We start from the raw sequence: 12,518 nt of genomic DNA on the forward strand, positions 1-12,518 counted from the left end.
CCCGATCCGCGCCGCCCGCGCCCATCTGCCGCCCATTTTGCCGGAGCCCGTCATGAAACATCTCGCCGCCGCAGCCTTTGCGCTTTTCGGGCTTGTCTCGCAGGCTGCGGCCTATTGCGCCGGGACCAATCTGGTCGACCAGATGCTGCCCGGCGATCTGAAAGAGATTCGCGCCCGCGCCGATGCCGTCCCCTTTGCGCGCGGCAATTTCTGGACGGCAGAAAAGGATGGTCAGGTGATGACCATCGTGGGCACCTATCATATTGATGACCCACGACATATGTCGGTTATGGCTGCGCTCATCGGGCGTATCGGCGAGGCCGCCGGGCTTTTGGTCGAGGCCGGTCCCGAAGAGGAAAATGCGCTGATGCAGGCGATGGGCAAAAACCCTTCGCTCATGTTCATCAGCGAGGGGCCGAGCCTGCTGGAGCGCCTGCCGCGCGACACCTGGCGCCGGCTTTCCGAGGCGCTTGAGGCGCGCGGTATTCCGGGGATATTCGCGGCCAAGTTCCAGCCCTGGTATGCCACCGTGGTGCTGGCGATCCCGTCCTGCATGATTGCCGAACCCGATCTGAAAAACGGGCTCGACGCGCAGCTGATCGACGCGGCGGAAGAAGCCAATGTGCCGGTCCGGGCACTGGAGCCCTATGATACACTGTTCACGATCTTCGGCGGCCTCAGCGAGGAACAGTCGATTGCCATGGTCGAGGCCTCGCTGGCGATGGAGGGGCAATCCGAAGATATGGCGGTGACGATGGCCGACCTTTATTTCGAGGCAGATTCGCGGATGATCTGGGAGCTGAACCGGCTCTTCGCCTATAAGCAGCCCGGCTATACCAAAGAACAGGTCGATGCCGAGATGGCGGTGATGGAGGATGTGATGATGATCCGCCGCAACCGCGCCTGGATCCCGGTGATCGAGGCGGCGGCGGCAAAGGGGCCATTGGTCGTGGCCTTTGGCGCGCTGCACCTCTCGGGCGAGGAAGGTGTGCTGAACCTGCTGGCCGAAAATGGCTGGATGATTTCTGAACTCGATCTGGCCGCGGCCGTATCACAGCCCTGATCCGCCGCTTTCTCTGCCAGAACAGGCGTCAGATTAGGGCAGGGCTCAAAGATATCCTGCGAATACCGGCTTTGCCCGGTCGACGCCGGGCGGTCACGGCGCTATTTCTTGCCTCGGGCCCACCGGCTGCCGCCGGGAGGAAACCGCTCCGGGGCCGGGCCATAGTCCCGGACCGGGCGGGATGATCAGATCCGAAGGATGTCGCCATGACGCGCAATACCGAAACGCTCCTTTTCATCGACGGCCAGTGGCGCGCGGGAACCGGGGGGCGGGTGATTCCCGTGATCAACCCGGCAACCGGCCGCCAGATCGGCACCGTGGCACATGCCGCGCGCGAAGATCTCGACGCGGCGCTGGCAGCGGCAGAGCGCGGGTTCCGGATCTGGAAAGACACCGCCGCCTTTGAGCGTGGCAAGCTGATGCGCAGGGCGGCCAGCCTTCTGCGCGAGCGCGCCGATGATATTGCCGTGCTGATGACGCTGGAAAACGGCAAGCCGCTGGCGCAGTCAAAGGTCGAGATCGCCGGCGCCGCCGATGTCATCGACTGGTTCGCGGGCGAGGGCCAGCGCAGCTATGGCCAGGTGATTCCGTCGCGCGCGCCCGATGTGCTGCAATTCACCGTCAAAGGCCCGGTCGGGCCGGTGGCGGCTTTCACGCCGTGGAATTTCCCGCTCAACCAGGTGGTGCGCAAGCTTTCGGCCGCGCTGGCGGCAGGCTGTTCGATCATCGTGAAAGCGCCCGAGGAAACCCCGGCATCGCCGTCCGAGCTGATCCGCGTCTTCCAGGATGCCGGTGTGCCGACAGGGGTGGTGAACCTTGTCTACGGCATTCCGGCCGAGATTTCTGAATATCTGATCCCGCATCCGGTGATCCGGAAGATCAGCTTCACCGGCTCGACCCCGGTCGGCAAGCAGCTTGCGGCCCTGGCCGGGCTGCATATGAAGCGCGCGACGATGGAGCTTGGCGGCCATGCGCCGGTGATCGTGGCGGGCGATGCCGATCTCGATCTCGCGGTGTCGCAGATCGCGATGCATAAGTTCAGGAATGCGGGCCAGGTCTGCGTCTCGCCGACCCGTTTCCTCGTTCATGACGATCTCCACGCGGCCTTTACCGAGAAATTCACCGATTACGCGGCAAAGCTGAAGGTTGGTGACGGCATGGATCCGGCCACCGAAATGGGCCCCCTGTCGAATGAACGCCGGGTTCCCGCGCTGGAGGCGCTGATCAATGATGCGGTGGAAAAAGGCGCGCGCCTGACCACCGGCGGGCGCCGGATCGGCAATGAGGGCTGGTTCTTCGAGCCGACCGTGCTGGCCGATGCCCCCCTGTCGGCCCGGATCATGAATGAAGAACCCTTCGGCCCGGTGGCAGTGATCAACCGCTTCTCAACCATCGACGAGGCGATTGCCGAGGCAAACCGGCTGCCCTTCGGCCTCGCCTCCTATGCCTATACCTCGGACACGGCCACCGCGACGCGGCTCGGGAATGAGATCGAGGCGGGGATGCTGACGATCAACCATCTCGGTCTCGCGCTGCCGGAAACGCCCTTTGGCGGCATGAAGGACAGCGGCTATGGCACCGAGGGCGGATCAGAGGCGATTGAGGCCTATCTCGAAACCCGTTTCGTGACCCGCAAAGGCTGACGCGGTCCGGGCCGCAGCCGCCGATTTTGCGCGTCATCATCGTGATCTCTGGAGCCTCTCTCAGTCATATGGCAAAGCTGTCTGCGGCGGCGGATGTCGCAGGAATGAGAGAGGTAATTACAAGTGAAACGGTTTTTGACGATTCTGGTCGTGGCAGTTTTCGCGGCCGTCGCAATGGTTGGCTATAGATATGTATCCTGGGTGAAAAACTGGACCGGCGCGGATACGCCTTTCGACGAGGTCGGGATCGATCTGCACAAATATATGCCGGGTTTCGTTCAGGACTGGGGCTGCGCCCGGCTCTTTGATGAATTCGGAGATAAAACCCTGCCGCCACATGGCTGTCGCGGCAAAGGCGGCTGGCCGTCGTAAGAAAGAGCGGGGGCTCTGCCCCCGCACCCCCGGGATATTTAAGGACAGATGAAGAAAGCCCTTTTCATCTGTCACTAAATATCCCCGCCGGAGGCTTCCGCATCCTGTCAGAGACGCGCGGATTCCATATCGTCGCAGGAGCAGCGGCCTCAGGTGACAAAAGTCTTCACCTTGCCTATAAGGCGCGGCGAAACTGAGCTCCTCCCGCAAGGAATCTGACATGACGATCAAGGTTTTTGGCCACAAATCCCCCGATACCGATTCCACCGGTTCGCCGATCATCTGGGCCTGGTATCTCTCGGAGATCAAAGGTGCCCCGGCGAAACCGTATCTGCTGGGCGAGCCGAATACCGAAGCCGCTTTCGTGCTGAAGCACTGGGATCTCGCAAAGCCCGAGATCATCGCGGATGTCGCGGCGGGTGATGAGGTTGTGATCGTCGACACCAATAACCCGGCCGAGCTGCCGGCCTCGGTCAATGAGGCCTCGATCATCGGGATCATCGACCACCATATGCTGGTCGGGGGGCTGAAGACCAAAGCGCCGATCGACATCACCATCCGCCCGCTCGCCTGCACAGCCACGCTGATGCATGACCTGATCGGTGACGATCTGGCCCGCGCGCCGAAAGCGATCAGGGGCGCGATGCTGTCCTGTATTCTGTCAGACACGCTCGAATTCCGCTCGCCGACCACCACGCCGCATGACAGGGCTGTGGCTGAGAAACTCGCCGCCGATCTCGGCATCTCGATCCCTGAATATGCCAGCCAGTTGTTCGAGGCGAAATCGGATGTCTCCGAATTCTCGGATGAGGTTCTGCTGCGGATGGACAGCAAGGAATACAATATCGGAGGCAAAGAGTTGCGGGTCTCGGTGCTGGAAACCACCGCGCCGAAAGTGCTGCTGGACCGTAAAGCCAGCCTGATGGCCTCGATGCCGGCGGTGGCCGAGGCCGATGGCGCCGATCAGGTTCTGTTGTTCATCATCGACATTCTGAAAGAGGAAGCCACGCTTCTGGTGCCGAATGATCTGGTGAAGACCATTGCCGAAGCCTCGTTCGGTGCGAAAGTCGAGGGCGACACGGTCGTTCTGCCCGGGATCATGAGCCGCAAGAAGCAGATCCTGCCGTCGCTGAAGGTCTGAGCCGGGGCGTGTTCTGGCAAATGAAAGGGCGGCCCTTCGGGTCGCCCTTTCGCATTCACGCGGCGGCGGCCAGCGCGAGGCCATCGACCACTGCGGTAAAGGCCTCGGATCGGTGGATACGGGCCTCGGGCAGGATCTCTGTCGCGAGGTCGCTCACCAGCCGCATCAGGCTTGAGCCGCCGACAAGGATCACCGCACCGATCTGATCCGCCTGCAGCCCCGACAGGCGCAGCGTCTCGCGGATCGCCTGATCCAGCGCCATGCGGTAATCGCGCAGCGCCAGATCCAGCGAGCCAAAGGAGATCGGCGCCGACAGCCCCGGCTCGACGAATCCCATCGCGATGCGGGGCTTTGCCTCGCCATTATTGGCCGCGATCTTGCCGCGTTCGACCGCGAAGGCCAGTTCGTGGCCGAGTTCTTCGCCCAGCACGGTGGCAAGTCGCTCCAGCCGTTTGCGATCCACTGCAAGGCGCAGCATTGACGTCACTTCGCGTCTGGTTTCCGGCGTATAGAGAAAGGGGATCCGCGCCCAGGTCGCAAGATCGGAATAGATCGCATTCGGCACCGGCAAAAGCCCCGGCCCCATTTCGCGCCTGAGCTCACCCCCCTGGCCGAGACGCGGCATGACATGGGCGAGCGAGACGGAGTGGTCGAAATCGGTGCCGCCCAGCCGGATACCGTGGCTGGCAAGGATGTCGACCCGTCCGCCTGCCGCGCGGAAGACGGTGAAATCCGAGGTGCCGCCGCCGATATCAATGATCAGTCCGGTCTGATCGCCGATCTCCTGCTGGCAGGCCCAGGCGGCGGCTTCTGGTTCGGCGAGGAAGTCGACTTCGGTAAAGCCGGCGGCGCGGTAACAGCCATTCAGATCGGCAAGGGCCTGGGCGTCGCGACCGGGGTCATTGGTGTGGAAATGCACCGGACGGCCCGAAAGCACGCGGTCCGGACATGCACCGAGGCTTTGGGCCACGCGGGCACGCAGCTCGGACAGGAAGGCCGTGATGATATTTGCAAGGCTTTGTCTTTTGCCACCGATCATCCGGGTTTCATGCAGCAAGGGGGTTCCCAGCACCGATTTCAGCGCCCGCATATAGCGGCCTTCATCCCCCGCAATCAGCGCCTCTCCCGCCGCGCGGCCGATTCGCATCGCGCCGCCTCCCGGCGGGAAGAAGACGGCGGTGGGAAGGGTGTCGCTGCCCTCTTCAATGGCGATGCGCTGCACCTGGCCATCGGGTCCGGTTACCGCAACCGCTGTATTCGAGGTGCCGAAATCAACCGCGAGAACCTCTGCCTGCATCATCGCCGCCCGTCATGAAAGGGAATGGGGCGCGCGACGTAGCCCAAAGCCCGGACCGCCGCAAGCAGGGGGGGGCAAATCGGTCGGCCGGATCAGGCGATGATATCCGGGATCAGCCGGTCTTCGATGGTGGCGATCTGGTCTTTCAGCGACAGCTTTTGCTTTTTCAGCCGCCGGATCGTCAGGATATCCGGACGCCCGTTCTGTTCCAGCGCATAGATCGCCTCGTCGAGGTCACGATGTTCCCGGCGCAGAACCCCGAGTTTCACGCGCAACATCTCATCAAAGCTCATTTCAGAGGGGGCATTCATGGCTGGACGCGGGTCTTTGCTGAAGGTTGTCACCGAATCATAGAGCGGATTGGTGATTCGGAGAAGCACTGCCCGGCGGAATGCGGAAATTTTCCCGTGTTGGCGGTGATTTGCCGGCCTTGCAGCCGGACAGGACGCGCCCCATATTCCATAATACCGGGGCAGGTCGCCGATGATGGGGCCAGCCGCCGCGAATTGTCGCTTTGTAAAAGGACAGTCCGGGAATGACGAAACTAAGCTTCGGGGCACACCCGTTCCTTCTGGGGTTTGAACAGCTTGAACGGCTGGTCGAACGCACTGCCAAAAGCGGTGAAGGATATCCCCCCTATAATATCGAGGCCGTGACCGAGAACGCTTACCGTATCACGCTGGCGGTGGCCGGATTTCGTGAGGAGGACCTTGCGATCACTGTCGAGGACCGGCAGCTGGTGATCCGCGGCCGGGTCTCGGATGGGGAAAACGGGCAGGAGCGTGTTTTCCTGCACCGCGGCATCGCATCCCGCGCTTTTCAGCGCAGTTTCGTGCTGGCGGATGGGGTGGAAGTTGCGGGTGCGCATATGGAGCATGGGCTCTTGCATGTCGATCTCAGGCGCCAGGTGCCGGAGACCGTCGTGCAGACGATCAGGATCGGGCAGAGAAAGGGGTAAGAAGATGAATACGCCGTTTGAAGGATTTCCCGAGGGCAAGAGCCGCATCGTCTATGTCAGGCCGGTCGCGGTGGAAGACCTGCCCGAGGAAGTGCGCGAGCAGGTCGGTGACGCGGGTGTGATCTATTCGGTCCATGCGGTGGATGGTCAGCGCCTTGCGCTGGTGGCGGATCGCGCATTGGCGTTCAACCTGGCGCGGGCACATGATTTCGCGCCGATGTCGGTGCATTGAGGCGCCGACCGCCTCACTGACCGGGCAATCGGCCTGAAAGGGCGATTGGGGCCGCAGGATCGGCTGTCGGTTACGCGCCATGGAAACGGCCGGAAAGGGATGTCCTTTCCGGCCGTTCCTGTTTCCGGGGCGATGCCTCAGGCCCTGATCAGGCCCATGGCTTCGAGCTTCAGGATCACCTGATGTGCGCAATGATCGACCTCGGCACCTTCGGTGTTGACGCGCAGTTCGGGGGTTTCCGGCGCCTCATAAGGGTCGGAGATGCCGGTGAATTCCCTGATCTTGCCTTCCCGCGCCAGCTTGTAGAGGCCCTTGCGGTCGCGCTTTTCGCATTCCTCGATCGGGGTCGCGACATGGACCTCGATAAAGGCGCCGAAGGCCTCGATCATCTCGCGCACTGCGCGGCGGGTCGAAGTATAGGGCGCGATGGGCGCGCAGATTGCGATGCCGCCATTCTTGGTGATTTCCGAAGCGACATAGCCGATGCGCTTGATATTGATGTCGCGATGCTCTTTCGAGAAGCCGAGCTCGGACGAGAGATGCTTGCGCACCACATCGCCGTCCAGCAGCGTCACCGGGCGCCCGCCCATTTCCATCAGCTTGACCATAAGCGCATTGGCGATGGTCGATTTGCCCGAGCCGGAAAGGCCGGTGAAGAACACCGTGAAGCCCTGTTTCGAACGCGGCGGCGAGGTGCGGCGCAGTTCTTTGACCACTTCGGGGAAAGAGAACCAGTCGGGGATCTCCAGCCCTTCGCGCAACCGGCGGCGCAGTTCCGTGCCCGAGATATCGAGGACGGTAGAACCTTCCGGCACTTCGTCGACGGGGTAGTACTGGGATTTCTCCTGGACATAGACCATCTGTTTGAAATCGACCATTTCGATGCCGATTTCGGCCTGGTGCCTGGCGACCAGTTCCTGGGCGTCATAGGGGCCGTAGAAATCCTTGCCCTGGCTGTTTTTGCCCGGGCCGGCATGATCACGCCCGACGATGAAATGGGTCAGGCCGTGGTTCTTGCGGATGATGGCATGCCAGAGCGCTTCACGCGGGCCAGCCATGCGCATCGCGAGGTTCAGGAGGCTCAGATGCGTGGTCGATTGCGGGTATTTGTCCAGCACCGCCTCGTAGCAGCGCACGCGGGTGAAATGGTCGACATCGCCCGGCCTGGTCATGCCGACAACCGGCTGGATCAGCAGATTGGCCTGTGCCTCGCGCGCGGCGCGGAAGGTCAGCTCCTGGTGGGCGCGGTGCAGCGGGTTGCGGGTCTGGAAGGCGACGATCTTGCGCCAGCCCATCTTGCGGAAGAAGGCGCGCAGTTCGTTCGGCGTGTCGCGGCGCGATTTGAAATCGTAATGCACCGGTTGCTGGATGCCGGTGATGGCGCCGCCCAGACATACCGCGCCTGCGATATTGTGCAGATAGTTCACTGCCGGATGCGCGAGGTCATTGGCGCCGAAGACCTTTACCGCCTCATTCGCCTTATCGGGCACCCATTTATCGGTCACGGAAAGGATCGCAAGGATCACACCTTCCTGGTCGCGCAGCGCGATGTCCTGGCCCGGCTCGACCTCTTCGGCGAATTTCTCGGACACATCCAGCGTGATCGGCATCGGGAACAGCGAGCCATCGGCGGTGCGCATCGTCTCGACCACGCTGTCATAATCGGCCTGGCCCATAAAGCCTTTCAGCGGGTAGAAACCGCCATTCATTAAAAGCTCGAGGTCACAGGTCTGGCGCGGGCTCAGATCCCAGGACATCAGCGCCGCCGCCGCGTGCTTAAGTTTTTGCGCAGAATCGTAAGAGACGTAAAGCTCGGGGATCGGGGCAAGATTGGGGGACGACATTTGGGTCCTTCTTTCTTTGACGATCTGCGGGCGCGGTCAGGTTTTACCCCTGCGCCTGGGATGGGACGATGCTTGCCTTATTAGCTTCGCGGAGTTTGGCGGCCTCGTCATCATAAACGAAAGGCAAGAATGCATAGCGGCGCCCGCGTGTGACCGGCGAGACCCGGTGCAAAAGCGAGCAGGAAAACACGACCGCGCCCCCGGGCGGTGCCTTCAGCCCGTCGGGGCCATATTCGGGGAAGCTGACCTCGCCGCCATCAAAATCGGAATTGAGATTGATCGAGATCGCAAACCGCCGATGCGCCGTCCCCGAGGTGGTATTGTCGCGATGTGGGCTGAAATGCCCTCCCTCGGCTGCATCATAGCAAGAGACGATATAGCGCTCCATCCGGGTGGCGATGAACTGATGCACCTTGCGGATCTCGGGAAGAACGCGGCGGCTGATCGCCGTCTGAATGCGCCCGATCACCGCCTGATCGGTGATGTCGCAATCGCGGCGGCTTTTGAATTTCAGGTCATTGATGCCTACGGTCCTGGCTCCCACCTGCCGCATAGTGCCCGAAAGCTCGCCGCCCCGGGCCTCATAGGTGGCGATCAGGCTTTCGCAGAGATCGGGCTCAAACACGCGCGGCAGGCACAGGATCGGGGCCTGAAGCCGCATTCCGGCAAAACGGTCGGGGGCGGGCTGGCTTTCCAGGATGCCAAGGATGCGCTGACTATCCGATCCGTCCTGTTCAAAAGGCACGGTCGCAATCATTCGCATCGTCGGATCCATCAGCGCCCAGAGCGAGCGCAGACCGGTTCCGGTCTGGACCGGCTCACGCGGGGCGACGCCATAGAGCTTTGCGGCGGTCAGATCAGTGTCCCATAAAAAGCGGTAGCCGGGCAGGCGGTTTTGCAGACGCCCGTCCTGATCGCGCGGATCGGCACTGACCCCGAAAAACGCCGCGAAGCTGTCATCAAAGAGGTCCTGCCGCGCCAGCACAGCCTTGAGGCGGGAGGCGCAATGCGGGCTTGAAGTGCTGCCGAAGAAGCACAAAAGCAGGTAGCGGCCGGCGGCGGTATCGATGGCATAGGCCGGTGATCCGGCAGAGGGCAGGGTGAACCAGGGCGCGGGTTCACCGGCAGTGATCTGAATATAGGAAAGCAAAAGCGGCCTTTGGTCAGCGAAGGGATTATGCACAATCTGCGGGTGAACCCCGGCAGTCTGGCCCGAAGCCACCGGGGCGACCAAATCACAAAAATTTGAACTGGCCTGTCCTGAGCCGCGCCTGTCGCATCGGGGACGCGACAGGCGCGGCTCAGGTCACGCGTTGTCAGGGCTGTTCGGCCAGCCAGCGCTCGGCATCAAGTGCCGCCATACAGCCCATACCGGCCGAAGTCACAGCCTGACGGTAGACATGGTCGGTCAGGTCTCCTGCCGCGAAGACGCCGGGGATCGAGGTGCGGGTGGTGCCCGGCTCGACCTTCACATAGCCGCCGTGATGCAGTTCCAGCTGATCTGCGACCAGTTCGGACGAGGGTGCATGGCCGATGGCGACAAAAAAGCCCGCGACCGGCAGGTCATGCGTGGCACCGGTTTTCAGGTTCGAGACCCGCACCGCCTCGACGCCCAGCGGGCTTTCGCCCCCCAGAACCTCGGTCACTTCGCTGTCCCAGATCACCTCGACCTTCGGATGTCTGAACAACCGGTCCTGCAGGATCTTTTCGGCGCGCAAACTGTCGCGGCGATGGATAAGCGTCACTTTCGAGGCGAAATTCGTCAGGAACAGCGCCTCTTCGACGGCGGTATTGCCGCCGCCGATCACCGCGACCTCTTTGCCCCGGTAGAAAAAGCCATCACAGGTCGCACAGGCCGAGACGCCAAAGCCCTTGAACTTCTCTTCTGACGGCAGGCCCAGCCATTTCGCCTGCGCGCCCGTCGCCAGGATCACGGCATCGGCGGTATAGGTGGTGCCGCTGTCTGCAACGGCGGTGAAGGGGCGGTTTTTCAGGTCTAGCGAGGTGATGTAATCGGCGATGATCTCGGCGCCCATCTCGCGGGCATGTTCTTCCATCTCGATCATCAGATTGGGGCCCTGGACGGTTTTCAGGCCGGGCCAGTTCTCGACTTCGGTGGTGATGGTCAGCTGGCCGCCCGGTTGCAGGCCCTGGATCAGCAAAGGCTGCAGCATGGCGCGTGCGGCATAGACCGCTGCCGTATAGCCCGCCGGGCCCGAGCCGATGATCAGAACTTTGGTATGCCGCGTCTCAGCCATGTCGGTCCTTCCCCGCCACCCGGTCGGGGCGGCCTGATGTCGCTTTCGGCGCGCGCCGTTCCGGCCGCGCCTGATCATGATGGATATAGACAAGGCAGGACCGGGCCGGAAGCCCCCCGGAAATCGCAGCAGCGAATTGCCGGTATGCAGCGCGCGCCCCGCAATCCAGAGCGTGTTGGTGGCGTTATCATTGAAACATTGTTGCGCAAAAACGGGCAAAAGCCTATTGAGGCGACGGAACTAAGGAGTAACCCATGGCGAGCCACAAGCTTGACGAAACCGACCGGCAGATCCTGGCGGAGCTGCAGTCAGATGGTCGGATGACCAATGTCGAGCTGGCGAGCCGGGTGGGCATCTCTGCGCCGCCCTGTCTGCGACGTGTGCGCACCCTTGAAGAACAGGGCTATATCAGCGGCTATCATGCCGATATCGATGCAAGGGCGCTTGGGTTCGAGGTCGCGGTCTTTGCCATGGTGCGGCTGTCCTCGCAGGCCGAAAGCGATCTCTCGGCCTTTGAAGAGCGCTGCCGCGCCTGGCCGCTGGTGCGCGAGTGCCATATGCTGAACGGCGAGATTGATTTCATCCTGAAATGCGTCTCGCCCGATCTCTCGACTTTCCAGACCTTCCTGACGACCGAACTGCTGACTGCGCCGAATGTGGCCAATGTCAAAACCAGCCTGGTGATCCGCAATGCCAAGGACGAGCCCGGCGTGCCCTTTGGGGTGCTTGAGGCGCGTCTGGCGCGCAATGCCTGAGACGGCCCCGTTCTGCTGTTGCGGACCGATATAATTTTCGCGGCCGCACAGGGAACCGGATGACGGGTATTCGTGTTGGATGAGTATCGCCAGAGGCGATACGGTCTGGTCATGAGTGCGCCATTACGGATGTGATATCAGCGAGTATGCCTGCAGGGGCCGGTCATCTGAGCCGGCTCTGGCAGGAAGTGTTTCGAAACAGGAAAGAGACGCGGCGTTTTTGCTGCGCGACGTGATCCCCGGGATCTCCTGGCAGTGAGGGCGAACCAAGTGCCGGGTTAGACCGCGTCAGGGGAACTGGTCCGCTGAAATGAAAAAACGGCCCCGTATTCTGTGCCAGAGGAGCACCGGGGCCGTTCTTACTCACCACGTCTCCCGTGTCGTGAGCGGCGACCGGGAGAGATCTGGAACAGCAAAGCGGTCAGCACCGTTTCGCGCTCCGGATCATAGTCAGGGACTTTGACCTGACGCCATTCGTGCGTCGGTTGAGCCCCATTGTCAAACATTTGCCGTTGTTAGCGGTGTGGGATCGAAAAAATCCGCCTGAATCCCTGGGATTGTTTCGAATTCGTTGCTGTCGAACCGCCGCAACTGCCGCAAATCAGACTTTCAGGTGGCATTCTGGCCGGTTTCTGACCGCCCCCCTGCCGCCCCGATTCGTGCTTAACGCGAGGTCAGCGTGCCGCGATGCCACCCGCAGGGCCATTGCGGCGAAAAAGGGGGGTGGTCAGGCGATACGAGCCGCTGGTGATCACCTCAACCGGCTGCTTAGTCGCGACGGCTGATTTTGCGGCGCGCATCCAGGGAAAGGCCGGAAGCGGTTGGCCCGAGGCCGCAATCACGCTTTGCAGCCAGCGGCGTTGTGTCTTGGCTTTAGTGGTTTCGGACTTCGGCTGTACCATTTTACCTGCCATGCTGCGTCTCCTCGATACTGCGCTCGGTTTATCGATGGCCG

At 62.0% G+C, this 12,518-nt stretch carries 13 protein-coding genes; 7 read left to right on the forward strand and 6 right to left on the reverse strand.

Annotated elements, in window-relative coordinates; translation table 11 throughout:
• Positions 1–52: 52 nt before the first annotated feature.
• The 4 genes from M3484_RS08080 to M3484_RS08095 all read left to right on the forward strand — a co-directional run bounded on the left by M3484_RS08080 (position 53) and on the right by M3484_RS08095 (position 4,219).
• Positions 53–1,063, forward strand: coding sequence for a TraB/GumN family protein (locus M3484_RS08080; protein ID WP_249496478.1), 1,011 nt, complete (start codon positions 53–55; stop codon positions 1,061–1,063).
• Between the two features lie 206 nt (positions 1,064–1,269).
• Complete coding sequence (locus tag M3484_RS08085; RefSeq protein WP_249496479.1) at positions 1,270–2,706, forward strand: NAD-dependent succinate-semialdehyde dehydrogenase; 1,437 nt, start codon at positions 1,270–1,272, stop codon at positions 2,704–2,706.
• A gap of 123 nt (positions 2,707–2,829) precedes the next feature.
• On the forward strand, positions 2,830–3,078 hold the full coding sequence (locus M3484_RS08090) for a hypothetical protein (RefSeq protein ID WP_092895364.1): 249 nt from the start codon (positions 2,830–2,832) through the stop codon (positions 3,076–3,078).
• Between the two features lie 220 nt (positions 3,079–3,298).
• Positions 3,299–4,219 (forward strand): manganese-dependent inorganic pyrophosphatase, encoded by a 921-nt coding sequence (locus M3484_RS08095; RefSeq protein WP_249496480.1) that lies wholly within the window; start codon positions 3,299–3,301, stop codon positions 4,217–4,219.
• A 55-nt stretch (positions 4,220–4,274) separates the two neighbouring features.
• Here the strand turns inward: M3484_RS08095 and M3484_RS08100 are convergent, their stop codons facing one another.
• Both M3484_RS08100 and M3484_RS08105 read right to left on the reverse strand, forming a co-directional pair.
• Entirely contained in the window at positions 4,275–5,516 is a 1,242-nt protein-coding gene (locus M3484_RS08100; protein WP_249496481.1) for an Hsp70 family protein, read from the reverse strand.
• Positions 5,517–5,608: 92 nt separating this feature from the next.
• Positions 5,609–5,827: a YdcH family protein gene (locus M3484_RS08105; RefSeq protein ID WP_092901202.1), complete on the reverse strand. Its 219-nt coding sequence runs from the start codon at positions 5,825–5,827 to the stop codon at positions 5,609–5,611.
• A 224-nt stretch (positions 5,828–6,051) separates the two neighbouring features.
• On the opposite strand from M3484_RS08105, the gene M3484_RS08110 reads away from it, so the two are divergent.
• Together M3484_RS08110 and M3484_RS08115 are read left to right on the forward strand one after the other, a co-directional pair.
• Positions 6,052–6,474: an Hsp20 family protein gene (locus M3484_RS08110; RefSeq protein WP_092895369.1), complete on the forward strand. Its 423-nt coding sequence runs from the start codon at positions 6,052–6,054 to the stop codon at positions 6,472–6,474.
• 4 nt (positions 6,475–6,478) lie between these two features.
• Positions 6,479–6,706: a DUF1150 family protein gene (locus tag M3484_RS08115; RefSeq protein WP_092895371.1), complete on the forward strand. Its 228-nt coding sequence runs from the start codon at positions 6,479–6,481 to the stop codon at positions 6,704–6,706.
• A gap of 137 nt (positions 6,707–6,843) precedes the next feature.
• Here the strand turns inward: M3484_RS08115 and M3484_RS08120 are convergent, their stop codons facing one another.
• From M3484_RS08120 to trxB, 3 genes are all read right to left on the reverse strand, one after another.
• Entirely contained in the window at positions 6,844–8,550 is a 1,707-nt protein-coding gene (locus tag M3484_RS08120) for a bifunctional sulfate adenylyltransferase/adenylylsulfate kinase (RefSeq protein WP_249496482.1), read from the reverse strand.
• A gap of 43 nt (positions 8,551–8,593) precedes the next feature.
• Entirely contained in the window at positions 8,594–9,700 is a 1,107-nt protein-coding gene (locus tag M3484_RS08125; protein ID WP_249496483.1) for a 2OG-Fe(II) oxygenase, read from the reverse strand.
• Between the two features lie 166 nt (positions 9,701–9,866).
• On the reverse strand, positions 9,867–10,808 hold the full coding sequence (gene trxB, locus M3484_RS08130) for a thioredoxin-disulfide reductase (protein ID WP_249496484.1): 942 nt from the start codon (positions 10,806–10,808) through the stop codon (positions 9,867–9,869).
• 254 nt (positions 10,809–11,062) lie between these two features.
• On the opposite strand from trxB, the gene M3484_RS08135 reads away from it, so the two are divergent.
• Positions 11,063–11,563, forward strand: a complete 501-nt coding sequence (locus M3484_RS08135; protein ID WP_092895375.1) for an Lrp/AsnC family transcriptional regulator — start codon at positions 11,063–11,065, stop codon at positions 11,561–11,563.
• A gap of 674 nt (positions 11,564–12,237) precedes the next feature.
• Here the strand turns inward: M3484_RS08135 and M3484_RS08140 are convergent.
• Positions 12,238–12,477: a hypothetical protein gene (locus tag M3484_RS08140; RefSeq protein ID WP_092895377.1), complete on the reverse strand. Its 240-nt coding sequence runs from the start codon at positions 12,475–12,477 to the stop codon at positions 12,238–12,240.
• Positions 12,478–12,518: the final 41 nt, after the last annotated feature.

The organism is Pseudomonas sp. GX19020 (assembly GCF_023371075.1).
GTDB lineage: Bacteria > Pseudomonadota > Alphaproteobacteria > Rhodobacterales > Rhodobacteraceae > Pseudogemmobacter.